The sequence below is a fragment of the Brachybacterium tyrofermentans genome (assembly GCF_014897585.1).
GTDB classification, from domain to species: domain Bacteria; phylum Actinomycetota; class Actinomycetes; order Actinomycetales; family Dermabacteraceae; genus Brachybacterium; species Brachybacterium tyrofermentans.
On sequence record NZ_JABUXW010000026.1, the window covers coordinates 31,673 to 56,446 of the forward strand.

General features: G+C 70.1%; 22 protein-coding genes and 5 tRNA genes. 11 read left to right on the forward strand and 16 right to left on the reverse strand.

What is annotated here, in order from left to right; translation table 11 throughout:
- Positions 1-38: 38 nt before the first annotated feature.
- The 5 genes from INT49_RS21605 to INT49_RS16735 all read right to left on the reverse strand — a co-directional run bounded on the left by INT49_RS21605 (position 39) and on the right by INT49_RS16735 (position 6,079).
- Positions 39-1,853, reverse strand: coding sequence for a glycosyltransferase (locus INT49_RS21605; RefSeq protein WP_193118884.1), 1,815 nt, complete (start codon positions 1,851-1,853; stop codon positions 39-41).
- A 265-nt stretch (positions 1,854-2,118) separates the two neighbouring features.
- Positions 2,119-2,191, reverse strand: a tRNA-Thr gene (locus INT49_RS16720).
- Between the two features lie 151 nt (positions 2,192-2,342).
- A complete protein-coding gene (locus tag INT49_RS16725; RefSeq protein WP_193118885.1) occupies positions 2,343-3,989 on the reverse strand; it encodes an alpha/beta hydrolase in 1,647 nt (548 codons plus the stop codon).
- Positions 3,990-4,229: 240 nt separating this feature from the next.
- Positions 4,230-4,964: an ABC transporter permease gene (locus INT49_RS16730; RefSeq protein ID WP_193118886.1), complete on the reverse strand. Its 735-nt coding sequence runs from the start codon at positions 4,962-4,964 to the stop codon at positions 4,230-4,232.
- Positions 4,965-5,041: 77 nt separating this feature from the next.
- Complete coding sequence (locus INT49_RS16735) at positions 5,042-6,079, reverse strand: ABC transporter ATP-binding protein (RefSeq protein ID WP_193118887.1); 1,038 nt, start codon at positions 6,077-6,079, stop codon at positions 5,042-5,044.
- Between the two features lie 210 nt (positions 6,080-6,289).
- Between INT49_RS16735 and INT49_RS16740 the strand changes: the two genes are divergently transcribed.
- Together INT49_RS16740 and INT49_RS16745 are read left to right on the forward strand one after the other, a co-directional pair.
- Entirely contained in the window at positions 6,290-7,426 is a 1,137-nt protein-coding gene (locus INT49_RS16740; RefSeq protein WP_319021672.1) for a sensor histidine kinase, read from the forward strand.
- On the forward strand, positions 7,408-8,082 hold the full coding sequence (locus INT49_RS16745; RefSeq protein ID WP_193118888.1) for a response regulator: 675 nt from the start codon (positions 7,408-7,410) through the stop codon (positions 8,080-8,082). Before INT49_RS16740 ends, INT49_RS16745 begins: the two co-directional genes overlap by 19 nt.
- A gap of 45 nt (positions 8,083-8,127) precedes the next feature.
- On the opposite strand, the gene INT49_RS16750 is transcribed toward INT49_RS16745, so the two are convergent.
- The gene (locus INT49_RS16750; protein WP_193118889.1) at positions 8,128-8,493 is read right to left on the reverse strand and encodes a metallopeptidase family protein; all 366 of its coding nucleotides are present in this window, start codon (positions 8,491-8,493) and stop codon (positions 8,128-8,130) included.
- A 187-nt stretch (positions 8,494-8,680) separates the two neighbouring features.
- Between INT49_RS16750 and INT49_RS16755 the strand changes: the two genes are divergently transcribed.
- The 5 genes from INT49_RS16755 to INT49_RS16775 all read left to right on the forward strand — a co-directional run bounded on the left by INT49_RS16755 (position 8,681) and on the right by INT49_RS16775 (position 10,732).
- Positions 8,681-8,753: transfer RNA gene (locus tag INT49_RS16755), tRNA-Glu, on the forward strand.
- A 139-nt stretch (positions 8,754-8,892) separates the two neighbouring features.
- Positions 8,893-8,966: transfer RNA gene (locus INT49_RS16760), tRNA-Asp, on the forward strand.
- 244 nt (positions 8,967-9,210) lie between these two features.
- Positions 9,211-10,233 (forward strand): NADP-dependent oxidoreductase, encoded by a 1,023-nt coding sequence (locus tag INT49_RS16765; protein WP_193118890.1) that lies wholly within the window; start codon positions 9,211-9,213, stop codon positions 10,231-10,233.
- Between the two features lie 192 nt (positions 10,234-10,425).
- Positions 10,426-10,501 (forward strand) — tRNA-Phe (locus INT49_RS16770).
- 45 nt (positions 10,502-10,546) lie between these two features.
- Positions 10,547-10,732 (forward strand): hypothetical protein, encoded by a 186-nt coding sequence (locus INT49_RS16775; RefSeq protein WP_377802383.1) that lies wholly within the window; start codon positions 10,547-10,549, stop codon positions 10,730-10,732.
- Between the two features lie 2 nt (positions 10,733-10,734).
- Here INT49_RS16775 and INT49_RS16780 read toward each other — a convergent pair whose 3' ends face one another.
- The gene (locus INT49_RS16780) at positions 10,735-11,097 is read right to left on the reverse strand and encodes a hypothetical protein (protein ID WP_193118891.1); all 363 of its coding nucleotides are present in this window, start codon (positions 11,095-11,097) and stop codon (positions 10,735-10,737) included.
- A gap of 97 nt (positions 11,098-11,194) precedes the next feature.
- Positions 11,195-11,485 (reverse strand): hypothetical protein, encoded by a 291-nt coding sequence (locus INT49_RS16785; protein WP_193118892.1) that lies wholly within the window; start codon positions 11,483-11,485, stop codon positions 11,195-11,197.
- A gap of 265 nt (positions 11,486-11,750) precedes the next feature.
- Here INT49_RS16785 and INT49_RS16790 point away from each other — a divergent pair, with 265 nt between their 5' ends.
- On the forward strand, positions 11,751-13,433 hold the full coding sequence (locus tag INT49_RS16790; RefSeq protein ID WP_193118893.1) for a formate--tetrahydrofolate ligase: 1,683 nt from the start codon (positions 11,751-11,753) through the stop codon (positions 13,431-13,433).
- Between the two features lie 48 nt (positions 13,434-13,481).
- Here INT49_RS16790 and INT49_RS16795 read toward each other — a convergent pair whose 3' ends face one another.
- From INT49_RS16795 to INT49_RS16820, 6 genes are read right to left on the reverse strand one after another with little or no spacing between them, the layout of a single operon-like run.
- Complete coding sequence (locus INT49_RS16795; protein WP_193118894.1) at positions 13,482-14,072, reverse strand: cation:proton antiporter; 591 nt, start codon at positions 14,070-14,072, stop codon at positions 13,482-13,484.
- Complete coding sequence (locus INT49_RS16800; RefSeq protein WP_193118895.1) at positions 14,069-14,719, reverse strand: monovalent cation/H+ antiporter complex subunit F; 651 nt, start codon at positions 14,717-14,719, stop codon at positions 14,069-14,071. The genes INT49_RS16795 and INT49_RS16800 overlap by 4 nt, the downstream gene beginning before the upstream one ends.
- Complete coding sequence (locus tag INT49_RS16805) at positions 14,716-15,252, reverse strand: Na+/H+ antiporter subunit E (RefSeq protein WP_193118896.1); 537 nt, start codon at positions 15,250-15,252, stop codon at positions 14,716-14,718. Before INT49_RS16805 ends, INT49_RS16800 begins: the two co-directional genes overlap by 4 nt.
- A complete protein-coding gene (locus INT49_RS16810; RefSeq protein WP_193118897.1) occupies positions 15,249-16,811 on the reverse strand; it encodes a Na+/H+ antiporter subunit D in 1,563 nt (520 codons plus the stop codon). Before INT49_RS16810 ends, INT49_RS16805 begins: the two co-directional genes overlap by 4 nt.
- A complete protein-coding gene (locus tag INT49_RS16815; protein ID WP_193118898.1) occupies positions 16,808-17,524 on the reverse strand; it encodes a Na(+)/H(+) antiporter subunit C in 717 nt (238 codons plus the stop codon). The genes INT49_RS16810 and INT49_RS16815 overlap by 4 nt, the downstream gene beginning before the upstream one ends.
- The gene (locus INT49_RS16820) at positions 17,514-20,438 is read right to left on the reverse strand and encodes a Na+/H+ antiporter subunit A (RefSeq protein WP_226850801.1); all 2,925 of its coding nucleotides are present in this window, start codon (positions 20,436-20,438) and stop codon (positions 17,514-17,516) included. Before INT49_RS16820 ends, INT49_RS16815 begins: the two co-directional genes overlap by 11 nt.
- A 137-nt stretch (positions 20,439-20,575) precedes the next feature.
- Here INT49_RS16820 and INT49_RS16825 point away from each other — a divergent pair, with 137 nt between their 5' ends.
- Entirely contained in the window at positions 20,576-21,958 is a 1,383-nt protein-coding gene (locus INT49_RS16825) for an MFS transporter (protein WP_193118900.1), read from the forward strand.
- Positions 21,959-22,041: 83 nt separating this feature from the next.
- Here the strand turns inward: INT49_RS16825 and INT49_RS16830 are convergent, their stop codons facing one another.
- Complete coding sequence (locus tag INT49_RS16830; protein ID WP_226850789.1) at positions 22,042-23,001, reverse strand: hypothetical protein; 960 nt, start codon at positions 22,999-23,001, stop codon at positions 22,042-22,044.
- The gene (gene dcd / locus INT49_RS16835; protein WP_193118901.1) at positions 23,001-23,591 is read right to left on the reverse strand and encodes a dCTP deaminase; all 591 of its coding nucleotides are present in this window, start codon (positions 23,589-23,591) and stop codon (positions 23,001-23,003) included. Before dcd ends, INT49_RS16830 begins: the two co-directional genes overlap by 1 nt.
- A gap of 219 nt (positions 23,592-23,810) precedes the next feature.
- Here dcd and INT49_RS16840 point away from each other — a divergent pair.
- Both INT49_RS16840 and INT49_RS16845 read left to right on the forward strand, forming a co-directional pair.
- Positions 23,811-23,881: transfer RNA gene (locus tag INT49_RS16840), tRNA-Gly, on the forward strand.
- Between the two features lie 266 nt (positions 23,882-24,147).
- Positions 24,148-24,723 (forward strand): TetR/AcrR family transcriptional regulator, encoded by a 576-nt coding sequence (locus INT49_RS16845; RefSeq protein WP_193118902.1) that lies wholly within the window; start codon positions 24,148-24,150, stop codon positions 24,721-24,723.
- The last annotated feature ends 51 nt before the right edge of the window (positions 24,724-24,774 follow it).

Consider the following 24,774-nt stretch of genomic DNA (forward strand, 5'->3'; position numbering starts at 1 on the left):
ACCTCGGAGGCATCGGCACCCGCAGCGCTGCGTGGCGGTCAGGCCTCGCGACGGATGCTGACGTTCCCTCCGGCCGTGGTGTACGGCGCGAGACCATCGCGAGCCGGAGGCATCTGCTCCTTCGCGCTCGCGATGCGCGCACGGCCCCAGGTCCGGGCGCCTCGAACGAACACATAGAGGTCCAGCACGGATCGGCCGACGATCGCGGTGAGCTGCTCCGCCGTGAGGAGCGCCTCGACGATGCAGCCGTCGGAGGTCGGCTTCACCCTCGCCCGGACACGTCCGTAGGCGTCTCGGCCTCGCCCGATCCACCCGACCATCGCCTCGGGCCTGCGACCCCACGGACCGGCGACCACCTTGAGCCGGAGCCGGAGCCCCTTCTTCGAGAGCTTCGCAGAGAGCAGCGTCGCGTCGACCTTCTCCCCCCGGAGCGCGCGCTGACGTCGTCGAGCCCGGGCGAGCTCCTTTCCCCAGATCTTGGCGACGTTCTCGGGCGAGAAGTCCTGCGCGCGCCGGATCGCCGCCGTACGCATCCGCGCCCGCTCCCGGGCCGGCATGCCATGAACTCTCACCAGGGCGTCGGCCATGGCCTGGATGTCCCCCGACGGCACGAGGAACCCGTCGACACCATCGGTGACCACGTCGCTGGGACCGAACTCGATGTCATAGACGATCGGGATGCATCCTGCTGACATCGCTTCCAGCAGTGCGACCGGATGCCCTTCGTAACGGCTGCTCATCAGCGTGAACACCGCCGTGCCGAATCTCTGCTTCGCGTTCGCGTCATACCCCCTCCACCGGACGACGTCCCCCAGGTCGAGCCGCTCCGCCGTCCTGGTGAGCCGCCGGGTCAGCGGTCCCAGGCCGAAGATCTCGACCTGCGTGTCGACTCCCTCGGCACGTGCGAGCGCCAGAGCGCGCAGGGCGTGGTCGAGCCTCTTCTGCGTCGTCTGACGTGCCACGATGACTCCGCCGGAACGGCGCTGCTCGGCCACGGGCTCCGCGGCCGGGCAGGCGAGCATGTTGGGAGCCACGAAGCTGTTCTCGGCGACCACCCCAGCGTCCACGAAGCCCGCCTGCTGACGGGGGGTCAGGATCGCCACGGCGTCGAACCAGTCCAGATGGCTCAGCATCCGCATCACGCTGGGCGCCAATCCGCCCCGTTCATCGGATCGCATCTGGAGGAGATGGTGATTGTGGATGGCCTGGACGGTGGTGACGTTGTCACGCTGATAGTCGAAGAATCGGCTCCCGGCCGTGGCGGAGTCGACGATCAGGATCGATTCCTCCTCGCCGATCACCCAGTCGAGCCATGCGTGATAGAGCCTGCGTTCGCTGCGCCACTGTGCGAGCGGTCGTCCGTCCCGGGTGAAGAGCGTGATGAGGCGACCGCTCCGCACCCCGCGCTGCCCGGCGTCCCGTTCATCGCAGATCGCCCGCGTTCCATCGGAGCGGAAGCGGTCGATCTGGAGGACGTCCTCGGTGTCGCCGAATCGCCGTGGCTGCCGGGTCCGATCAGGATCGGGCAGCTCATCAGCGGCAGGCAGCACAGGGTCCACCTGCGACCGGAGACCCACCAGCTCCTCATCGGGCTGCGTCCCCAGATCCGACCAGACGTTGCGGATCCGCACGTTGCCGCTGATCTGCCCGGTGCTGCGCAGCTGCTGCGTGCGCACATCCTGGTCGACCATGTTCGGAGACTTCGTGAGGATATCGATCCGTCGACCGTCGAGGTCGGCGAACGCAGAGCTGCGCTGCAACGCGACGGTGACCATTCCGCCGAACGTGTCCGGGATGATGCTCACGAGCTCGTAGATCGGTACTTGCGGAAGATACTTCCTGCGGCGTACCACGCAGACTCCTTCAGGGTCATCGAAGCCCGAGAAGCGTCACGATGTCGGCGCATGCCGGGCATGTACCGTGCTGAACCAGGCCGTCCACAATATCTGACATGTGTCCATTTGTCGCCCCCCGCGACGCCGCGGTCCCTGTGCCTGCTCCTCGCGAGCAGCCCGACGGTGCTGAACACGGTCCCGAGCAGGACGACGAGCGCGCGCGGGAGCGACGACAGCAGAAGACCCCCACACCTGCGAGGTGAGGGGGTCTTCTATCACTCGGAGCCGCCTACCAGAATCGAACTGGTGACCTATTCATTACGAGTGAATCGCTCTACCGACTGAGCTAAGGCGGCGTTTCCGCCGTTCACACGGCGGATTGGTTCACTCTACGGGACACCGGGCGACCGGTGCAAAGCGCGGGAGCGCGATCCCCGTCACGCTCGGCACCCGAGCCTGCCGCGGCGGCCGACGCCAGGCCCGAAGGATGCAGCGGACGGCTCATGGTCAGCAGCTGAAGCCGTCCTCCGGCACGGTGTCCGCCAGGAGATAGGCGTCGACCTGCTCCTCGATGCAGCCGCCGGAGCGTCCGTAGGCGGTGTGCCCGTTGCCCTCCCAGGTCAGGTGCACACCGCTGTCGAGCTGCTCGGCCAGGGCTGTGGACCAGGCGTACGGGGTGGCCGGGTCGCCCGTCGTACCGATCACCACGATGGGGGCGGCGCCCTCGGCGGAGATCGGCGCGGGCTCTCTCACGGGGGCCTGCGGCCACTGCGCGCAGTCGTCCTTGGCGATGTTCGAACCGAAGGTCGGGAACTCCTCCGCGATGCGGGCCGTCTCCTGCGCCGCCCACTCCTCGTCGGCGACTCGGGGATGGTCCAGACAGTTCACGGCGGTCATCGAGAACGCGGAGCTGGTGCGGTACGAGCCGTCCAGCTGGCGCTCGGCGGAGCGGTCGTCCATCTCCAGCAGCTGGCTGCCGTCGCCGTTCATCGCGGCGGTGAGCGCCTCGCGGCCCGTGGGCCACAGCTCGTCGCTGTACATCAGCGCCAGCACGGCGGAGCGGGCGAGGGAGCCCGTGAGGGGCCGCTCGGGGTCACCGCTGTCCACGGGCGATTCGTCGGCGGCCGCGAAGAACGCGTTCAACTGCTTCTTCGCCTCGGCGACGTCACCCTTGAGGGGACATTGCTGGGCAGTGTCCAGGCAGTCCTGGAGGAAGACGTCGGCCGCCTTCTCGAAGCCCTCCGACTGACCGGCGACGAACTCGTCCATCGTGAGCGTGGGATCGATCGCCCCGTCCAGCACGAAGTGCCCGACGCGATCGGGGTACAGATCGGCATAGCTCGAACCGAGGTAGCTGCCGTAGGAGTACCCGAGGTAGTCGAGCTGCTCACTGCCCAGGGACGAGCGCAGCACGTCCATGTCGCGGGCGGAGGAGTAGGTATCGAGGTAGGGCAGGACCTCCCCGGAGTTCTCCTCGCAGGAGGCGGCGATCCGTGCGCCCCACTCCTCGTAGAGCCGCGAGGACTCGGCGGAGACGGGCTGCCCCTTCACCGCGCGGTACTCGTCGGTCTCCTCATCGGTCAGGCACTGCACGCCCTCGGAGCGGCCCACACCGCGCGGGTCGAAGCTCACCAGGTCATAGGTGCCGAGGACCTCCGGGGAGATCATGTACGGCGCGGATTCCATGTAGTTGACGCCGGAGACGCCGGGGCCGCCCGGGTTGAACACGAGCGATCCGGTGACCTGCCCGGAGCCCGGGATGCGCGCCACCGCGAGGTCGATGTCCGTGCCGCCCGGGTCATCCCAGGCGAGCGGGACCGTGAGGATCCCGCATTCCAGCCCCTCGGCGACGACACCCTCGCAGTCGTCCCACTCGATGTCCTGCTCGTAGTACTGGGCGTACTCCGGATCGGTCGACGGGTCGCCGGGCAGATCCTGCGCGGCCGACGTGCCGAGCTCGTCCAGCGGGAGGTCCTGCTCGCCGTCCGGGGCCTGCTGGGCGGAGCCGCCGCCGTCGCTGGTCCCGTCGCCGGCACCGCCGCCGTCCTCCGCTCCCTCGCCGAGCTGCGTGCAGCCGCTCAGCAGCAGCACGGTCGCGGCCAGGGCCGCCGTGAGTCGGGAGAGGGACCGTCGCGGCCGGGCGGCGAGTGTCATACGTGGCTTCCTTGTCCTGGGGGCGGAGCTGGACCTGGTGGACGCGCCGGGAGATCGGGGCGCATCCCGTGGGGCTGATCGCCGACGGCCTCGGCCGCGGTGGGACGGGCCGGACCGGGGAGATCGCGCGACGGCCCGGCCATCCTAGGCCCCAGGGATGACCGGGTCGGCGAGCTCCGTGCGAGCCGGGCCGGGGCGAGTCAGGACGGGCCGGGCCGAGCCGAGCCGAGCCGGGACGAGTCAGGCCACTTCGCGGTTGTTCCAGCGCCACGCCCCGTAGACGGCAGGGAGCACCACGAGCAGGACCAGCGGGATCAGCTCGAAGGCCGTCGCGTCCCCGGAGGCGAGCACGGTCGCGGCCGTCTGCAGATCCACCGCGCGCACAACGTCCATGAGGACCTCGGACCCGGTGAGCATGGCGACCGCCGTGGCGGTGCCGACCACGAAGGGAATGCCGATCGCGGCGACCAAGCCGACCACGGTGGACTGCAGGGCGATGCCCACGGCGAGCGAGAAGAGCAGGATGGCTGCGAGACCGATGAGCTGGGTGGTCAGCGCATCGCCGAACGCGGAGAAGATCGCGCCCTCCCCGATCAGCTCACCACCGATCCAGGTGGTCAGCGCCGCGAGCGCGTAGGCGAACGCCACGATCGCAGCGATCACCACGACAGCAGCGATCACCTTGGAGGCCAGCACCCCGAGACGCCCCGGGCGCTGCAGGAAGGTCAGCTGGATCGAGCCGTCGGACCACTCCCCCGCGACGATCAGCACCGCGATCACCGGGATGATCAGGGACAGCGGAAGGCTCAGCACGATGAGGGTCAGGTTGATGTCGGAACTGGAATCGGCCAGGAAGAGGGGCTGCAGGAGCCCCCCGAGGGCGGCGAAGCCGACGATGAGGATCAGCGAGATCGTCATCAGGATCGCGGAGCCGCGGGTGTCGAGATGGGCGCGGAGGTCGAGTGCGGGTCTCATGGGAGGTCTCCTCGAAGAGGTGGGAACGGTGCGATCGCGAACGAGCGATCAGGACGAAGTGCTCAGGAACGGGGTGATCAGGAGGATGCGAGCTGAGCCGTGGCATCGGAGCCGGTCGGGGTGTCGGGACCGGCCGGGGCGCTGGACTCCGAGTCGGGGTCCGCCTGGCCAGTGAGCGCGAAGAAGACCTCCTCGAGCCCACCGTGGTCGGTGGCGCCCAGCGAGGTGAGGACGATCTGCTCGCGCAGGGCGAGGCGTCCCATGTCCTCCGGGGCCAGGCTCACCTCGAGCTCGTCCCCGGAGCGGCGCTCATAGGCGATCCCATGGGTATCGAGGGCCGCGCGGAGGGCTCGGGGGTCCAGGGCACCCACACGCGTGCCGCCCTCGCTGGTCAGCTCATCCAGCGTGCCTTCGCGCACCAACCGACCCCCGGCGATCACGACCAGGCGGTCCACGGTGGCCTGCACCTCGCGCAGCTGGTGGCTGGACAGCAGCACAGTGCCGCCGGCGTCGGCGAATGAGCGCAGCAGGCGGCGCATCCACCGGATCCCCTCGGGATCCAGCCCGTTGGCGGGCTCGTCGAGCACCAGCACGGCGGGATCACCGATCAGCGCCACCCCGATGCCGAGGCGCTGGCGCATGCCGTAGGAGTAGCCGCCCACCCGCTTCGCACCGGCGTGTCCCAGGCCGACGGTCTCGAGGACCTCGTCGGCCCGGGAGGCGGGCATCCCGATGGCGCGCGCAGCCAGGCGCAGGGTCTCCAGGCCGGTCCGGCCGCGGTGGAGCGCGCCCGCGTCGAGCATCACGCCGATGGTGCGGGCGGGGTGCTCGAGGCTGCGGTAGTCGGCACCGCCCACGAGCGCCCGGCCGGAGTCGCCCCGGGCGAGGCCGGTCAGGACCCGCAGCGTCGTGGACTTCCCGGCGCCGTTGGGGCCGAGGAAGCCGGTGACGCTGCCGGGCAGGCAGGTGAAGCTCAGGTCATCGACCACGGCGCGGTCGCCATAGCGCTTGGTCAGGCCCTGCACCTCGAGGGCAGCAGAGGTGCTGCCGGCTGCAGAGGTGCCGCGGACCGCGGAGGTGCCGCTGGATGCGGAGGAGCTGGTCTGTGAGGTCATGCTCCTACTGTCCGCCGCGGCCACCCCGCTCGGACAGCGACCGCGGGTCAGCCCGAGCGCGACGATCGTCGGCCACAGGCGGGCCGGCTGGGTCCCGACCCCCGACCTGCGTCGGGGGTGGGTCGTCCGCGGGGCCGACCTCCGGCTGGAACCTCGGCCGACGGGCCGCCCGCGCGGCTCCGTCCCCGCCTGCGCCGATACAGTGAGCGCGTGGAAGAACTGGGAGCGCCCGTGCGCCGGACCTGGCAGGACGTGGTGCTCCTGGCACTGGTCCTGGCAGAGGTCGTGCTGTCCACGGTCGTCGCCACCTCGGGCTGGGACCTGATGCGCGCTGGTCTCACCGTTCTCCTCGGGGCGGCCCTCCTCCTGCGTCACCGGCACTGGCCGTGGCTGCTCCCCCTCGTCCTCGCGCTCAACGCCGTCGCGTGGTCCCTGGTGATCCTGATCATCGTCCCGTTCGCCTACGCGACACGCAGCAGCCGGCGCGCGCGCACCCTGCTGGTCGGCCTGCTCGCCGTCGCGGCGAACATCGTCCCGGTGCTGACCGTCGGCGGGCCCGGGTTCGAGATCGTGGGGATCACCGGCGTCGTGGTCACCGTGCTGATCGTCGCCGCCTCGGCGTCGCTGGGCATGTACGTCTCGACCCGCCGGATGCTGCTCGCGCAGCTGAAGAAGCGCGCGGAGCAGGCGGAGTCCGGCCAGGCCGTCGCCCAGGAGCAGGCCCGACGCGCGGAGCGCACACGCATCGCCCGCGAGATGCACGACATCGTCGCCCACAAGATCTCCCTCGTCGCCCTCCAGGCGGGCGCCCTCGAGGTGAACCCGAATCTCGAGCGGGAGCAGGTCCAGCAGTCCGCAGGGCTGATCCGGCAGACGGCCTCCACCGCGCTCTCCGAGCTGCGAGAGGTGCTGGGGGTGCTGCGCGGCGACGGCGAGGAGGCCCCGCTGGCCCCTCAGCCCACCTGGGACGACGTGCGCCGCCTGGTGACCACCTCGCAGGAGGCGGGCATCACCGTGGACCTGTTCGACTTCATCGACGACCCGGTGCCCGATCAGCTCGCGCGCACCGCGTTCCGCGTGGTGCAGGAAGGGCTGACGAACATCCACAAGCACGCCCTGCACACCAAGGCCCGAGTGGCACTGATCGGTGAGCCGGGCACCGACCTCGTGATCGAGGTCAGTAATGTTCTTCCCAAGGGGTTCACGACGGATCTGCCGGGGGCCCGCATGGGGCTGTCCGGGATCGAGACCCGCGTGACGCATGCCGGCGGCACGATCGCGTCGGGCCCCACCGATGATGGACGCTTCGAAGTGAGGGCGGTGATCCCATGGCCGATGACGACGTGACCCGGGTGGGGCTGGTCGATGATGATTCCCTGGTGCGCGCCGGGCTGGCGATGATCCTGGGTGCAGACCCGGCGATCGAGATCGTGGGCCAGGGCGGCGACGGCTCCGAGGCGGTGACGCTGGTGCAGAAGCACCGCCCCGATGTGCTGCTGATGGACGTGCGCATGCCCGGGCTGGACGGCATCGCCGCCACCAGGGCGGTCTCCGCGTTGCCGAACCCGCCGAAGATCATCATGCTCACCACCTTCGACATGGATGAGTACGTGTTCCAGGCGCTCGAGGCAGGGGCCGACGGCTTCCTGCTCAAGGACACCCCGCCGCAGGACCTCGCCCGCGCCGTGCGCGTGGTCGCCGGCGGCGATGCGATGCTCTCCCCCACCATCACCCGGCGCATGCTCTCCCACTTCTCCGACGCCAACCCCGGCACCCGCCAGGACCGTCACCCCGGGATCGACCAGCTCACCGAGCGGGAGACCGAGGTGCTCGGCGCCGTCGGGGCCGGGCTGTCCAACGCCCAGATCGGGATGCGGCTGTTCATGAGCGAGGCGACCGTGAAGGCGCACGTCTCGAAGATCTTCGCCAAGCTGGACTGCACGAACCGGGTCCAGATCGCGATCATCGCCCACGAGGCCGGGCTCAGCGACCTCGAGTCCTGAGCACGCTGGGGCGCACGACGGCCAGCGCGGAGTCACGTACGGCGGTCAGCCCCAGCCGAGCTCGTGCAGCCGCTTGTCGCTGATTCCGAAGAGGTGGCCGAGCTCGTGCAGCACGGTGACGGCGATCTGCTCGACGAGGTGCTCACGGGAGACGGCCACGCGCTGCAGCGGCCCACGGAACACGAAGATCCGGTCGGGCTGGGCGTAGCCGTCGAACACGGAGCGCTTGTCCAGCGGAACACCCTCGTACAGGCCCAGCAGCTCGGTGCCGCCCGCATGCTCGAACCGGGGCTCCTCCTCGATGAGGATCGCGACGTTCGCCTCCGCGATCGCCCGGGCGATCTCCTCGGGCAGCGAGTCGAGGGCGTCATCGACCGCTTCCTCGAACTCTTCTCGGCTGATCCGGATCATGCACCCATCGAACCACGCCATCGGCCGGCCCGGGAGCCGCTGCCCTCGACCCAGCGGCCGGCCGCACCCCGCACGACGACACCCCGCCGACAACCGTTTCGTGTCGCGTATGCCGCATCGGCGGGATTCCCGCAGACGCGCAGCGCCATCGATGGGTATGCTCTGCGTCGGGCACGTCGTTGCCCGGGCCCCCATCGTCCAGTGGCCTAGGACACCGGCCTTTCACGCCGGCGACACGGGTTCGAATCCCGTTGGGGGTACTCGTACGGTTCGATCGATGTCCTGGTCAGCCGCATGAGACCGGAGTGCGAGGCGGCTCACAGTAAAAGTGGCCGGGAGCCCCGAGAACGTCCGGTAGAGTTGGTCAGGTCGAAGCGCGCGAGTGCAGAGATCACGTAAGGCCCTGTAGCTCAGTTGGTTAGAGCGCCGCCCTGTCACGGCGGAGGTCGCCAGTTCAAGTCTGGTCAGGGTCGCCCGCACAGGAAGCCCCGGAACATCGTTCCGGGGCTTCCTGCATTCCCCGACGCGCCCCGCCGGCCCACGGGACCCCTCACCCACCAGACCCATCAGCGCGACCGGCGTCGGCCGCCGACGCGTGGGACTCGCGTCACGCCGACCAGCCGTTATGTGCCCGGCGGCGGATTCCCGCTCACGCTGTCGGACCCCTCACAAGGTCTCCCCCGACCACGTCGCCGGCCGCCGTTCTACGCTCGGACCATGAGCACCACACGCCTGAACCACCGCATCCGCCTCGCCGCCCGCCCGCACGGCGAGCCCACGGCCGCCGACTTCGAGCACGACGCCGTCGAGATCGCGTCCCCCGAGGAGGGCCAGGTGCTGCTGCGCACCCGGTACCTCTCTCTGGACCCCTATGTGCGCGGCCGCATGAGCGCCGCCAAGTCCTACGCCGCACCGATGGAGATCGGTGACGTGATCGTGGGCGCCACGGTCTCCGAAGTCGTCGAGTCCGCGGCCGAGGGCTTCTCCCCCGGTGACACCGTCCTCTCCTACGGCGGCTGGCAGGAGTACAGCCTCGAGACGACCGGCCACCTGCGCACGCTCGACCCGGAGGCCGCGCCCGTCACCACCGCGCTCGGCGTGCTCGGCATGCCCGGCTTCACGGCCTACGCCGGCCTGCTCGCCATCGGGGAGCCGCGAGCCGGAGACACCGTCGCCGTCGCCGCCGCGACCGGCCCCGTGGGCTCCGCCGTGGGTCAGATCGCGAAGATCCACGGCGCCCGCGCCGTCGGCATCGCCGGCGGCGAGCACAAGGTCGCCCTGCTGCGGGAGCTCGGCTTCGACGAGGCTCTCGACCACCGCACCCCCGATCTGCCCGGTCGCCTCGCCGCCGCCACCCCCGACGGCATCGACGTGTACTTCGAGAACGTGGGCGGCGCCGTCTGGGATGCCGTGCTGCCGCAGCTGAACACGTATGCGAGGGTGCCGGTGTGCGGTCTCGCCGCGAACTACAACTCGACCTCCCTGCCCGAGGGGCCGGACCGCAGCGGCCAGCTGATGGGCGCGGTGCTCGCCAAGAGCCTCACCCTGCGCGGCTTCATCCAGATCGAGTTCGTCGAGGCGCTGTACGAGGACTTCCTGCGAGACATGGGCGGCTGGGTCGCCTCCGGCCAGGTGCAGTACACCGAGGACATCACCGAGGGTCTCGACAGCGCTCCCGATGCCTTCGTGGGGATGCTGCACGGCCGCAACCTCGGCAAGAGCATCATCCAGGTCTCCTGAGGCGTCGGCCCGCGGCCGGTGGAGCGGGCGGCCGCTCTCGGGGGCGAGCCGTGAGGTGATGTACGGGGTGGTGCGATGCACTGCGCGGACGTCCCCTCGCCTGCCCGATGGTGGTGTGCCTCTCACCGGCCCCAGCCGGTTGGGATCAGCCCCGGAGCCCTGTTAGTCTTGTCCTCGGCCGCTCGCGGCCACGGCTCTGTAGCTCAGTTGGTAGAGCGTTCGACTGAAAATCGAAAGGTCACCGGATCGACGCCGGTCGGAGCCACCACCACGAAGACCCCCCGCCAGTGGCGGGGGGTCTTCTGCTGTCCGGGTGCCGCATCGCCGTGTCCCCGCGCTCAGGGCTTTAGCCCCGGCGCGGATCCACGTCAACACCAAGCAGAAGTATCTCGGCCTGCTCGACGAGGACAAGGTGGAGACCCGCCACCCCCTGGAGACACTCGATGAGATCTACCAGCACGCCGACGAGATCCGCGCGGCCGTGCAGCGCTACCTCTGACCTCACGCACGACTGAGCCGCTCCTGCAGGTCGGGCCAGACCACGCGCGTCGTGTCCGTGGGCATCAGTCCCTTGGTCGCGTAGTAGTCAGCGAGCAGGACGCCGTGCGGCGACAGCTCGATCACGGTCAGCCCGGCGATCTCGTCGGCGGTTCCCGCGTCCAGCACCCACTGCTCGGCGAGCTCGGCCAGGCTGAATCTCTCCACCAGTCGCTCGCCGGAGTCGTAGTCGACCGGAGCGCCCACGGCATGCCCGAGGAGCGATCGTGGCTGCACGAGGTCGTAGTCGTCGGTCACCGGCTCCAGGTAGCCGACCGTCTCCCGGTCCTCCCGGGCGATCGCGACCCATCCACTCGTATCCGTCATGGACGAAGAGCGTACCGACCTCCACCCCTCGGTTGCGCCTGCACTGCGCAGGCCGAACGGAGGACGGACTCGCGGAGGACGAGTGCGAAGAAGGTCGTCACTCCCCCAGCTCGGCCTGGACAGCGGCGATGGTGAAGGACCCACCGAGCAGGAACAGCGCTCCCAGGCACAGCTGCAGCAGCGGCGGATTCCGCCGCACCATCTGCAGCGTGGTGCGCAGGGTGAGGGTCCCGGAACCGGCCGGCACGACCTCCCGGGTGGTGCGGAAGCAGATCCAGTACAGCACCAGCGCCACCACGGCCAGGACCACCGTGGCCAGCGTGAACGTCAGCCGGACCCCGTCGGCTGTCGTGTCCTCGAACTGAGAGGACAGCACCAGCGACAGCACGACACCGGTGATCGATCCGCCCGGCCGCCGCACGGCCCGGTGCGGAGGGTTCCCCCGTTCGCGGCGATCAGGAGCTCGACAGGACGGGGACAGGTCAGTCCGCGGCCTCTCGGCTCACCGTCTCACCGCCGCCACCTGATCCCCAGCAGACACAGGCTCTTGCCATCCCGCCGACTCGCCCTCATCGCTTCGCGAGGCGTCATAGGCTGACCGGGACGACGAGTCTGCGGCGACCCCGCCGGCAGCCGAACCCTGGAGGACGACGATGTCAGCCGAGAACCCGGATCTTGCGATCGCCCAGGCGGCGACCCTGCTCCCCATCACCGAGATCGCCGAGACGGCGGGCATCCCCGCCGAGGCGCTGGTGCCGTACGGCTCCTACAAGGCCAAGGTCGACGTGCGGCAGATGCAGGGCCTCGCCGACGCCCCGAGCGCGAAGCTCGTGCTGGTCTCCGCCATGTCGCCCACCCCGGCAGGTGAGGGCAAGTCGACCACCACCGTCGGCCTCGCCGATGCCTTCACCCTCAAGAAGATGTCCACGATGGTGGCGCTGCGGGAGCCTGCGCTCGGCCCGATCTTGGGCATCAAGGGCGGCGCCACCGGCGGCGGGTACGCGCAGGTGGTGCCGATGGAGGACATCAACCTGCACTTCACCGGCGACTTCCACGCGATCCAGATCGCCAACAACACCCTCGCCGCGCTGATCGACAACCACATCCACCAGGGCAACCAGCTGGGCATCGACCCCCGACGCATCCAGTGGAAGCGCGTGGTCGACGTCAACGACCGCGCCCTGCGCTCGATCGTGGTGGGCCTGGGCGGGCCCACCCAGGGCGTCCCGCGGGAGGACGGCTTCGACATCGTGGTGGCCTCCGAGATCATGGCGATCCTGTGTCTGGCCACGGACCTCGCGGACCTCCAGGCACGTATCGACCGGGTCGTCGTCGGCTTCACCTACGAGCGCGCGCCGGTGAGCGTCGCGGATCTCGGCGTGGGCGGCGCGATCACGATGCTGCTCAAGGACGCGCTGCTGCCGAACCTGGTGCAGACCCTCGGCGGCACCCCGGCCCTCGTGCACGGCGGGCCGTTCGCGAACATCGCCCATGGCTGCAACTCGCTCGCGGCGACGCGCCTGGCCCTCGCCCTGTCGGACATCACCGTGACCGAGGCCGGCTTCGGCTCGGACCTCGGCGCGGAGAAGTTCCTGGACATCAAGTCGCGCCTGGGCGGCCTCTCCCCCGACGCCGCCGTGGTGGTCGCCACCGTGCGCGCGCTGAAGATGCACGGCGGTGTCGCCAAGGCCGATCTCGCCGACGAGGACATCGAGGCCGCGCGCGCCGGGACCGTGAACCTCGCCCGCCACGTGGAGAACCTCCGCAAGTTCGGGCTCGAGCCCGTGATCGCCCTGAACCGCTTCCCCACCGACACCGAGGCAGAGCTCGAGGCCATCCTCGACTGGGCTCGCGAGCAGGGCTTCCGGGCCGCGCTGTCCGAGGTGTGGGCCAAGGGCGGCCAGGGCGGCCTCGCCGTGGCCGACGAGGTGCTCGCCGCGATGGACACCGTCGAGGGCGACGGCTTCCATCACCTCTACGATCCGGCCGACGGGATCGAGGCGTCGTTGCGCACCCTGGCCCGGGAGATCTACGGGGCCGACGACGTCGTGCTCGAGGGCAGGGCGCCCGCGCAGCTGCGGATGCTGCAGCGCAACGGATGGGACACCCTCCCGGTGTGCGTCGCCAAGACCCAGTACTCCTTCTCCGACGACCCCTCTCTGCTCGGCGCCCCGACCGGGCACGTGCTGCATGTGCGGGACCTGGTCCCCAAGATCGGTGCCGGCTTCGTGGTCGCGCTCACCGGCGCGATCATGACCATGCCGGGACTGCCGAAGGAGCCCGCCGCCCTGCGCATGGGCGTCACCGAGTCCGGGGAGTCCGTCGGCCTCTTCTGAGTCGGGCAGGTCCACCCTGCCTGGGTGTGTGCCGTGCCCGGGAGGCGGTCAGTGCCGGGGGTCGCGCTCGGCGACCTCCTCGGCCTCCCGCTCGGTCTCGTCCTCGAGGTCGACGTCGATGACGTCGTCGTCGTCGATGTCCTCGGCGCCGGTCTCCGGCTTCTCCCAGTTGCGATCGGTGATCGCGCCGTCGGTCGTCGCCACGATGTTCTCGGGGAACTGGTCTTCGCGGTCGGAGGCCATGCCCTCATGGTCATCGCCCTCGTCATCGATGAAGCCGTCCTCGTCGTCGTCATCGTCCGTCGGGGTGGCGAGGCGGTCGCTCAGCTCGTCGATCGCATAGTCGCCCCCGCGCACGAAGCCGCGACGGAAGGCGGCACGGCCGACCATCACGCTCGCCACCGGGATCGTGATCATCTGGGCGAGGAGCACCACGAGCAGCAGCCCCGCCAGCGCCCAGGAGCCGACCACGAGGCTCACCCCGGCGAAGACGAAGATCAGGCCCAGCACCTGCGGCTTGGACGCGGCGTGGATGCGCATCAGCACGCCGTCGAAGCGGTTCAGACCCACGGCTGCCAGCACGGCCAGCAGCATCCCGGCGCCGATCAGCACGGCGGCGATGATCTCGATGGCGGTCATCGCGTCTCCTCCGTCGTGCCCGTCGAGTCCGACGAGCTGGTCGAGCTGGTCGAGCTGGTCGAGCTGGTCGAGTCCGACGAGCCTGGAGCATCGGTCACCTCGTCGTCGTGCGCCTCGACCTCGAAACCGCGGGAGCCCGCCTCGGCCCCGAACCCACGCTCGAAGTGGTCGGAGTGCCCGGCGCCGTCGGCCCCGTCGACCCCGACAATCCCCTCCGAGCTCCCGGCACCCTCGGAGATCGCCTGCTCAGCACCGATCACCGCGACCGGTTCTGTGTGAGCAGGAGCGTGCTCCTCGCCGCGGTGATCGACATGGATGGCATCCAGGGGGCCCGTGCTGGTGCTGGACTCCTGACGGTGTCGTCGCAGCTGCGGCGTGCGCGGCTCCTCACGGCCCACGAAGCGCGCGAAGGTGACGGTGCCGATGAAGGCGAGCCCGGTGAGCGCGAGCATCGCGGGCCCCGCCCAGGAGGCCTTCGCGGACGCCGTGTAGAGGGCCATCGCGATCACGACCAGCACCACCAACGAGTCCGTGGAGACTGCGCGGTCCAGGATCGTGGGACCCACGACCATGCGATAGACGACGGTCAGCGCCGTCAGCGCGAGGACCACGCCGTAGATGACGAGGATGATGTCGAAGGCGCTCATCGCAGACCAGCCTCCTCGAGCACCTCGCGGCGACCGAACGCCCACAGCAGGCGCTCCTCCTGCTCGCGGACGGTGCGTCGCGCCTTCTCGGCCTCCTCGGGGGTGCCCGTGCCGATGGTGTGCAGGAACAGCATGCCGGTGGCGCGCTGGGCCTCGACCACCACGGAGCCGGGGATCAGCGTGCACAGCACACCGGTGCAGCTGAGGAAGAAATCGGAGCGCGAGGCCATGGTCACGGCGATCACGGAGCTGGGCGGCTGCGGGGCGGGGCGGATCGAGTACCAGCCCACCTCGATCGCGGACTCGCACAGGTCGTACAGGAAGCGCACCAGGAAGAGGACGAAGCGCACCGGGCGGATCGTGAGCTCATGGCCCAGCGGCGGCATCGGGAACAGCACGAAGACGAGCAGCGCCGCCGCGAGTCCGCCCAGCAGGTTCTTCAGATCCAGCCCGCCCCACAGCAGGCACCACAGAGCGACCGACACCAGGATCCAGATCCAGGAGCGGGTCAGTTCGGCGAATCGGCGCTTCATCGGTCCTCCACCCTCTGCCCGTCCTCGCTGATCTTGTACACCAGGGCGTCCGCGGCATCGTCCCCGAGCACCGAGCTGACGTAGGGGACCCGCTCCAGCACCGAGGCGGCCGCCTCGTTCGAGTAGGTCATGATCGGTCCCGCGAGCACGGTCAGCAGCAGCGAGAAGCCGATCATCGCGGCGGTCGCGCCCGTCATCACCTTCGGGATCCGGACGTCGCGCTGCACGATCTCCTCGCTGGGCTCCTGCCAGAAGGCACGGTTCCAGATCTTCGCGATCGCGTAGAGCGTCAGCAGGCTGGTCAGCACGCTGATGGCGATGAGGATCCAGCCCGAGGCCAGGTTGTACTGGATGCCGGCCTCGATCAGGCCCACCTTGCCGATGAAGCCCGAGAACGGCGGGATGCCGGCGAGGTTCATGGCGGGGATGAAGAAGAGGATCGCGATGAGGGGGGCGAGCTTCGCGAGACCGCCGAGCTTGATGAGGTTCGTGGTCCCGCCGCGGGTCTCGATCAGACCCGCGCCGAGGAACAGCGTCGACTGCACGGTGATGTGGTGGGCGACGTAGTAGATGGTCGCGCCCATCCCCAGCTGGGTGCTCATGCCGATGCCGAACAGCATGTAGCCCATGTGCGAGACCAGGGTGAAGGACAGCACGCGCTTGAGGTCCGTCTGCGCGACGGCGCCGAGGATGCCGATGAACAGACTCAGTCCCGCCGCCGCCAACAGCAGGTTCTGGATCTGCGAGGCCGGGAACAGCAGCGTCTCCAAGCGGAGGATCGCGTAGATGCCCACCTTCGTCAGCAGGCCCGCGAACACGGCGGTCACCGGAGCCGGGGCGGTCGGGTAGGAATCCGGCAGCCAGGCGCTCAGCGGGAAGATCGCGGCCTTGATCGCGAAGGCGACCAGCAGCATCAGCTCGAGCATCATCCGCGTGCCCGGCTCGAGCCCGTCCAGGCGCACCGCCAGCTCGGCGAGGTTCACGGTGCCGGTGGCCGCGTAGACGGCGGCGATGGCCGACAGGAAGATGATCGAGCTGAGCAGCGAGACGATCACGTACATCGTCGCGGCACGGATCCGGCTGGCGGAGCCGCCGAGGGTGAGCAGCACATAGCTCGCCGCGAGCAGCACCTCGAAACCGACGTAGAGGTTGAACAGGTCCCCGGCGAGGAAGGCCATGGACACCCCGGCCACCAGCGCCAGATAGGTGGGGTGGTAGATCGCCAGCGGAGTGCGCCCGGACTGCTCGCTCACCGCCTGCGCGCTGGAGTACACCAGCACGGCGAGGGTGACGAAGCTGGAGACCACGAGCATCAGGGCGGTGAGCCGGTCGGCGACCAGCACGATGCCCAGCTGCGGCGTCCAGTTGCCGATCTGGAGGACGAGCACGCCCTCCTGGGTGACGTAATAGCCCATCGCCAGCGCGACGGTGAGGATCGCGACGAGCGTGAGGATCGTCAGCCACAGCTGCACGCGTGCGTGGTGGCGCAGCAGCAGGGTCACCGCGGCGCCGCCCAACGGGAGCATCACCGGCAGGGCGAGGAGGAGCTCGATGCTCATGCGTCCCCCCGTTCGTCGGTGTGCTCTGAGTCGGGATCGAGGTCAGGATCCGCATCGGTGGCCGGGCCCGCTCCGGGCGCCCGGCTCGCACCACGGTCATCGACCCGTTCCCGGTCGCTCCCCCGGTTCGGGCCCTGATCGCGTGCGCGCCGCCGGAACGCCGGCCGCGGCGGAGGCTCCTGGCCCTCGTCGGCCTCGGTGGCGTCCTGCGGGACGTCCTCGGCGCTCGTGAGGTCGGAGCCGAGCTGGTCGTCGTCGGCGGGCGCGAAGCCCTGGGAGTGCATGAGCGCACCACGTCGCGACTCCTCCGAGAGGGCCTGCGACCAGGGCAGCTTCTCGGCATCCTCCGAGCGGCGGCGCCGACGACGCAGCACGCGCCGGTCCTCGACGTCGTCGGGGACCTCGTCGTGCCCGAACAGCTGCCAGGCACGATAGGCCAGCGCCATGCCGAAGGCGGTGATGCCCAGCGAGATGACGATCGCCGTGAGCACCATCGCGAAGGGCAGCGGATCCGTCATCTCGCCCGGATCCGCGCTGCCCTCGAAAGGAGGCTTCCCGGCGGGCCCGGCGGCGACGATGAACAGCAGGTTCACCCCGTTGCCGACCAGCACGAAGCCGAGGATCACCCGGGTCAGGGTGCGTTCGAGCACGAGGTAGACGCCGCAGGCGATGAGCACCCCGGCGGTCAGGAGGAGGGCGAGGCTAACGGACATCGGTCTCCATCTCCTGCTGCTGGTCGATCTGGGATCCGAGGGTCCGCAGGAAGTCGAGGAGGACGCCGACGACGACGAGATAGACGCCCGTGTCGAACAGCAGCGCGCTGGGGAAGTGGAGCTCTCCCAGCAGCGGCACGTGCACGATCGGCGTGGCGGTGGCGAACACCGTCCCGCCGAAGAGCAGCGGCAGCACGCCCGCGGCGACGGCGATCGCCATCCCGGAGCCGAGCACGAAGCCGGCCTGCACGGGGGCCGCCTCGGAGAGCTCGTAGCGCCCGCCGGCGAGATAGCGCAGGGCGAGGGCGAGGCCCGCGACCAGGCCGCCTGCGAAGCCGCCGCCGGGGAGGTTGTGCCCGGCCATCAGCAGGTACAGCGAGAACATCATCATCAGCGGGAACGCGATCCGCGTGGTGACCTCGAGGATCACCATCCGCCGCTCGGGGGCGAGGGTCAGCCCGGCCGAGAGCCAGGTGCGCCAGCGGTTGCCACCGGCGACATCGTCGGGCCGCGCATCGAAGTCGAGGGCGTTCTGCGGCAGGGCGGAGTCGGAGCGGCGGCGCCAGATCGAGGTGCGCAGGTCCAGGTCGCGCACCCGGGAGATCGACTGCTCGCGGCGGGTCACGAAGATCAGCGAGGCCACGCCCGTGGCGACCACCAGCAGCACCGAGATCTCGCCCATCGTGTCCCACACGCGGGCGTCGACCAGGGCGACGTTGACGACGTTGTGGCCGCCGCCGATCGTGTAGGCGGTCTCGATGAGCCCCGGGCCGAGCGGGTCGAGGTAGCGGGCGTCGGCCGCATACAGCGCCGCGCCGCACAGGACCACGGCCGTGCTGATCGCGATCGCCCAGCGGCCCCAGGCACCGATCCGCAGCGGCCGGCGGGAGAAGTGCGTGGGCAGGCGGCGCAGCACGAGGACCAGCACCACGGTCATCGCGGTCTCGACGAGGACCTGGGTGGTCGCGACGTCCGGGGCGCCGGCGACGAGGAACAGCACCGCGACCGCATAGCCGGTGACCGAGATGAGGAAGACCGCGCGCAGACGGCGCCGGGACCGGGCGGCGCCGAGCGCCGCGAGGGCGGCGACCGGGAGCATGATGAGCTCGACCGGATGGTGGAAGAGCACCAGGTTGTCCGGCAGCGGGGACTGCGAGATGGCGATCGGGGCCACGAGGGCGATCAGCACCAGCAGCATCGTGCCCAGGGTGTACGGCAGGGAACCGCGCTGGAACAACGGGGTCACGGCGACGGAGGCGGCGTCGATACTGCGCATCAGGCGGCGGAAGCCGCGCTCCGCATCGATCCGGTCCAGGACCTCCTCGCCGGCCCACGTCTGCGGGGAGACCTGCTTCTGGAGCACCGCGAACGGCCTCGCGAGCAGGCACAGCACGACACCGAGGCCGAGCGCGACGACGGAGGCCAGCAGGGGCACGCCCAGGTGCGGGATCACGACGAGATGGATGCCCTGGCCGGTCTCGGGCAGCTGCGCCGAGAAGCCCCGCAGAACCTTCTCGAGCGGGCCGAGGAGCAGAGGGAAGGCCACGGAGAACACGGCCACCACTGCCGGCGGCAGCCAGAACAGCACCGGGATCCGCGGCGCATCGACCGCGGGCGCGCCCGGAGCGGCTCCGAAGGCACCGTGGACGAAGCGCCAGGAGTAGGCGACGGTGAGGATCGACCCCGCGACGAGCGCGGCCAGCAGGAGACGGTGCCAGGGCGCGCCCTCCCAGAGCGCCGTGAACAGCGCCTCCTTCGCGACGAAGCCGAACAGCGGCGGCACGGCGGCCATCGACGCGGCCGAGATGGTGCCGATCAGCGCGACGACCGGCGCGACCTTCCACACCCCCGACAGCACCCGCAGGTCACGGGTGCCGAACTTCTTGTCGATGATGCCCACGACCATGAACAGCGGCGCCTTGAACACGGCGTGGGCGATCAGCATGGCCAGCCCCGCCAGCAGGGCGTCATGGGTGGCGAGCCCGGCCACCGCGGAGAGGAAGCCCAGCTGGGAGACCGTCCCGTAGGCCAGCAGGAGCTTGATGTCCGTCTGCCGCAGCGCGCGCCATCCGCCCAGCAGCATCGTCGCCGCGCCGACCACGGCGATGACGATGCTGATCGCCTCGAGGTGGGTGAGCGCCGGGCCGAACCGCAGGATCAGGTACACGCCGCCCTTCACCATCGCCGCCGCGTGGAGGTAGGCGGAGACGGGGGTGGGCGCCGCCATCGCCCCGGGCAGCCAGAAGTGCGTCGGCACGAGAGCGGACTTCGTCGTCGCCCCGGCCAGGATCAGCAGCACGGCGATCACGAGGTAGGGGCCGGCGTCGGCCCACATCGGGGAGACCAGGATCTGCGACAGCCGCAGCGACCCGGCCTCCGCGCCGATCATCAGGAGCCCTACGAGCATCGCCAGTCCCCCGGCGGTGGTGGAGATCAGGGCGTTCATCGCGGCACGGCGCGAGGCCTGGCGGTCCTGGTAGTGCCCGATCAGCAGGTACGAGAAGACGGTGGTGAGCTCCCAGAAGGTGTAGAGCACCATCACGTCGTCGGAGAGCACCAGGCCGATCATCGCGCCGGCGAAAGCTGTCAGCACACCGGCGAAGCGACCCAGGCCGGGCTCGGTGTCCTGGAAGTAGCGCGCGCAGTACATCAGCACGATCGCCCCGATGCCGGTGGCGATCATCGCCATCACCCAGCTCAGCGGGTCCAGACGGAACGCGATCTCGATGCCGAAGGCGGGGATCCAGGGGACCGACACGTCGAGGGGATTCTGCGCGAGGTCGACGGGGTCCAGCGTCGCGAGCCAGACTGTGGAGGCCGCGGGGACCGCCGCCAGGACGAAGAAGGCGTTGCGCCCCATCAGCCGCACCAGGACCGGCCCTGCGAGCGCGGCCACCAGATGGGCGAGGAGCATCGTGTACACGCAGTCTCCGTCCATCGACAGCAGGGGAAGGGGCCTCGACCATTCTACGGGAGAGCGGCTGTGCTTTTCTGAGGCCCTTCTCCCACTTCACGTGCCGACCTGGGCTCCGCGCTCCGTACAGTGAGCCCATGGCCACCACCCCGGAACCGGGAGACCGCATCGTCCCGGACCCCGCACCGAGATCCCGTCGTCGCCCCGTCGTCTCGTTCGCCCTGTGGGACGGGGGCATGAGCGCCTTCAGCTCCGTGATCCTCACCTTCGTCTTCGCCACCTATGTCGCGAGCGCCGTCGCCTCCGAGGGCGCCGTCGGAGAGGAGGCGATCAAGGCCGCACAGGACCACGGCTCCCAGGTGCTGACCACCTGGCAGTCGATCGGCGCCGTCGCGATCGCCCTGCTCGCCCCCCTGCTGGGCAACCTCGCCGACCGCGGCGGGGTCCGCAACACCCTGCTGCGCGTGACGACCCTGGCCACCGTGCTGGTGGTCGCCCTGATGCCCCTGGTCGCGCTCGACGCGGACGATCTCGTGCTGGGAGCCGCCCTGATCGCCCTCGCCGTCGTGTTCAGCGAGCTGGCCGGAGTGTTCGTGAACTCGGTGCTGCCCGAGGTCTCGACCCCGGAGAACCGCGGCCGGATCTCCGGCACGGCCTGGGCGGTCGGCTACTGGGGCTCGATCGTGTGCCTGGGCGCGGTGCTGGTGCTGTTCGTGATGCCCGGCACCGGGCTGCTCGGGATCACGGGGGACGATGGTTGGAACTTCCGGGCGATCCCCCTGTTCGTGGCGCTGTGGATCCTGCTGGGCACCCTCCCGCTGATGATCTGGGCGCCCAAGCATCCCGCGACGGCCCCCGCGCAGCGGTGGACCCCGCTGCAGGGGTACGCCAGCATCGTGCGCCGCGTGATCAGGGCCTTCCGCGAAGAGCCGGTCATGCTCCAGTACCTCGTCGCGTCGGCGATCTACCGCGACGGCCTCGGAGCGGTGTTCTCCATCGCGGGAGTGCTCGCCGCGAACGCCTACGGCTTCTCCACCGTCGAGATCATCATCTTCGGGATCGCCGCGAACCTCGTCGCCGGGATCGGCGTCTTCCTCGGAGGGCGGGCCGACGACCGCATGGGCACCCGGTGGCTGATCATCGTCGGCTGTCTCGGGATCATCGTGCTGGGGCTCGTCGTCCTCGCGTTCGGATCGGCTCTCGTGTTCTGGATCGCCGGGCTCGCGATCTGCCTCTTCGTCGGCCCCGTGCAGTCCGCCTCCAGGAACCTGCTCACGCGCCTCTCGGAGCCCGGCCGCGAGACCGAGAACTTCGGCCTCTACGCCACCACGGGCAGAGCGCTCGGCTTCCTGGGCACGGCGGCCTTCGCCGTGACGGTGGCGATCTCCCAGGACACCCGCACCGGGATCCTCGGCATCGTCATCGTGATCGCGCTGGGTCTGCTGGCGTTCCTGCCGATCAAGCTCGGCGCGGCCGGTGCCGCGCCCGCAAAGGTCACGAGGGCCGCAGACGCCGGCTGACGCCGGATCGGGCGGGAGCGGCAGGATCACGCGCGATCAGCAGTATCACGCGCTATCAGCAGGATCAGGCGCGATCAGCAGGATCAGGCGAGATCGGCGGGATCCACGAGGAAGCCCTCGAGATCCACGACATACCCGCCGACGGTCTCGGTGAGCAGCCCTGCGATCAGTCCGATGCGACGGTAGGCGTGCGACCAGCGCGCGGCGGTCTCCGCATCCGGACTCTCGAGGTCGAGCTCCGCCTCATCAGCCGGGAGGTGCACGAGCTCGTAGTCGACGGCGGAGTCCGTCCAGCCGAGCGCGCTGAGCGCGGGATGCCTCGTGCTGCGCCCCACCCGGACATGGATCGCGTCGCCCTCGACCGACGAGCCCGGCGTGGTCAGCGGGATGGTGACGCTGTAGCCGGTCCGCACGACCTCCGATGGCACCCGGTCCAGCTCGGCTTCGGGCTCGAGCGGTGCGATCAGCTGGGCGAAGGCCTCCGGGGCCAGCGCATGAGGGCTGACGACGATCAGGTCGCGGACATGGAACGGGTGCGGCTCGAGGCGGGCCCCGCCGTCGGTGACCACGGCCCCGTAGAGGCGACGGCTCAGCGACCAGACCAGATCCAGGGCGCGCCGTTCCGCCGCGAACGGGAGTCCCTCCGGGAAGGCCTTCCCGTACCCATGGGAGTCCCCGAGACCCTCAGGGAGGGGATCCTCGCGCACCCGCGGGGTCTCGATGGTCCAGCGACCGGCGCCGCGGGGCGACGGATCGGGCACCAGACGGGTGTCGTCACCGATCTCGATCGTCCCGTCCTCCCCCAGCACGGCCTGCGGGCGCACATTGCGCACCATGGCGAGCACGTCCGCCGCGGCGGTGCCCCGGGGCAGCTGGAGCCGATGCTCGGTCCGAGCTCCCTCCGCGCCGGAACCGGCCGAGGTCTCGTCGACGTCGTGGCCCTCCACGGCGTCGACGCCGTCCGCGCCGGCGCTGGCGCTGGCGCTGGCCGAGTCGGTCGTGCCGGTGCCGTTCCTGTCGGCGTCCTCCGCGATGTCTCTCATCAGTCCTCCTGGACGGGGATCACGGTGCGATGGAAGTTCTGCGCGGAGCGCGAGGGCGTGGGGCCGCGCTGACCGAGGTAGCGGTTGAGGTTGCCCGCGCTGCCGTAGGGACGGTCCGAGGCGCTGGAGAGCTGGAAGAAGCACAGCTGCCCGATCTTCATCCCGGGCCACAGCGCGACCGGGAGGGTCGCCATGTTCGACAGCTCGAGCGTGATGTGGCCCTGGAAGCCGGGGTCGATGAACCCGGCGGTGGAGTGGGTGAGCAGGCCGAGGCGGCCCAGGGAGCTCTTGCCCTCCAGCCGCGCGGCGACGTCGTCCGGCAGGGTGATCTGCTCGTAGGTCGACGCGAGCACGAACTCCCCCGGGTGGAGCATGTACGGCTCCTCCGGGTCGACGGCGACCTCGCGGGTCAGATCCGCCTGCTCCATCGCCGGGTCGATCATCGCGTGCTTGTGGTTGTCGAAGAGTCGGAAATACCGATCGATCCTCACATCCACCGACGCAGGCTGGATCATCTCGTCATCGAAAGGATCCAGGCGCACTCGCCCGGCCTCGATCTGGCCTCGGATGTCATGGTCGCTCAGCAGCACATCGCACAGCCTATCCGCCCGCCACCGGGGGCGGCGCTGCTTCCCACCGCCGCTCCCGCTCCCGCTGCGGCCCCAGCGCCCCTCCAGCCCGTCCGACCCCGCACCTCGCCCCGCCCTCCGGACCCGGTTCGCGGAGCACCGCCACCTCAGGTATGCTGATCTGCGTTCGCTCGACGATGGCCGATCCTCCGGGACGGTGCACTGGTCGGGAGGCATTTCGCGGGTGTAGTTCAATGGTAGAACTTCAGCTTCCCAAGCTGATAGCGCGGGTTCGATTCCCGTCACCCGCTCGATCAGGACCGTCGGCCATCGGCCGGCGGTCCTTTCCGTCGATCGCGGTCATCCCTGTCCGTCACGGACCTCTGCGTCGACCGCGGTCCACGCTTCCGACCCCCTGCCGAGCCGTGCCTGTCCGCGTCGATCCGTGCCTGCCCGCGTCCATCCGCCGGTCGCCGCCTCGCCTCCCGAGGCGTTTCGGGGCGATGCACCTCCGGGAGGAACGCCCTCCCCCTCCGGCCGGTACGCACAGGCTTCTGTCGAAGTGTAAGAATGCGTCATGCCCAAGATCATCGGAGCCTCCCTCGAGGAGCACCGCGAACGCACGCGCGACAAGATCTTCGCCGCGCTCGCGGAGCTGCTGGAGACCCAGGACTTCGAGTCCGTCACGTTCTCGAAGATCGCCACGGCGGCGGACGTCGGCCGCACCGCGATGTACAACCACTTCCCGGACCGCGAGACCCTCCTGGTCGAGTACGCGCTCCACGAGACCTCCGACTACATCGCCCAGCTGCGGGCCGGCGTGAGCGACTCCGCCTCACCGCGGGAGGCCGCGCGCGCCTATGTGCGCACGCAGCTCGAGCTGAACGTCTCGTTCCACATGCCGCAGTCGATGGGCAAGGCCTCGCTCACCGACAGCGCCGCCGCGCGCATGCGCGAGCATGTCCTGCTGATCGAGGACGTTCTGCGCACGATCGTGCGGGACGGCGTGGTCAGCGGCGACTTCGCCGCTGACCTCGACATCGACGCGACCGTGCGGGTGGTCAACTCCCTGCTGGTGGGCTCGACCGCGCGCCGGTTCTCGGCGTCCGCGCTCGAGGATTTCGTGCTGCGGGGCCTCGGCGCCCAGGCCTGACTGTGAGGATGGCTTTGTCGGCCTTGTGCTGATGGGGTGTGTTCGACGGCA

Excerpts from the sequence above, each read along its gene's own strand:
- INT49_RS16725 (WP_193118885.1), bottom strand. The coding sequence starts at position 3,989 with ATGACACTCGCCGCCCGGCCGCGACGGTCCCTCTCCCGACTCACGGCG.
- INT49_RS16730 (WP_193118886.1), bottom strand. The coding sequence starts at position 4,964 with ATGAGACCCGCACTCGACCTCCGCGCCCATCTCGACACCCGCGGCTCC.
- INT49_RS16735 (WP_193118887.1), bottom strand. The coding sequence starts at position 6,079 with ATGACCTCACAGACCAGCTCCTCCGCATCCAGCGGCACCTCCGCGGTC.
- INT49_RS16745 (WP_193118888.1), top strand. The coding sequence starts at position 7,408 with ATGGCCGATGACGACGTGACCCGGGTGGGGCTGGTCGATGATGATTCC.
- INT49_RS16750 (WP_193118889.1), bottom strand. The coding sequence starts at position 8,493 with ATGATCCGGATCAGCCGAGAAGAGTTCGAGGAAGCGGTCGATGACGCC.
- INT49_RS16765 (WP_193118890.1), top strand. The coding sequence starts at position 9,211 with ATGAGCACCACACGCCTGAACCACCGCATCCGCCTCGCCGCCCGCCCG.
- INT49_RS16780 (WP_193118891.1), bottom strand. The coding sequence starts at position 11,097 with ATGACGGATACGAGTGGATGGGTCGCGATCGCCCGGGAGGACCGGGAG.
- INT49_RS16790 (WP_193118893.1), top strand. The coding sequence starts at position 11,751 with ATGTCAGCCGAGAACCCGGATCTTGCGATCGCCCAGGCGGCGACCCTG.
- INT49_RS16795 (WP_193118894.1), bottom strand. The coding sequence starts at position 14,072 with ATGACCGCCATCGAGATCATCGCCGCCGTGCTGATCGGCGCCGGGATG.
- INT49_RS16800 (WP_193118895.1), bottom strand. The coding sequence starts at position 14,719 with ATGAGCGCCTTCGACATCATCCTCGTCATCTACGGCGTGGTCCTCGCG.
- INT49_RS16805 (WP_193118896.1), bottom strand. The coding sequence starts at position 15,252 with ATGAAGCGCCGATTCGCCGAACTGACCCGCTCCTGGATCTGGATCCTG.
- INT49_RS16810 (WP_193118897.1), bottom strand. The coding sequence starts at position 16,811 with ATGAGCATCGAGCTCCTCCTCGCCCTGCCGGTGATGCTCCCGTTGGGC.
- INT49_RS16815 (WP_193118898.1), bottom strand. The coding sequence starts at position 17,524 with ATGTCCGTTAGCCTCGCCCTCCTCCTGACCGCCGGGGTGCTCATCGCC.
- INT49_RS16820 (WP_226850801.1), bottom strand. The coding sequence starts at position 20,438 with ATGCTCCTCGCCCATCTGGTGGCCGCGCTCGCAGGGCCGGTCCTGGTG.
- INT49_RS16825 (WP_193118900.1), top strand. The coding sequence starts at position 20,576 with ATGGCCACCACCCCGGAACCGGGAGACCGCATCGTCCCGGACCCCGCA.
- INT49_RS16830 (WP_226850789.1), bottom strand. The coding sequence starts at position 23,001 with ATGAGAGACATCGCGGAGGACGCCGACAGGAACGGCACCGGCACGACC.
- INT49_RS16845 (WP_193118902.1), top strand. The coding sequence starts at position 24,148 with ATGCCCAAGATCATCGGAGCCTCCCTCGAGGAGCACCGCGAACGCACG.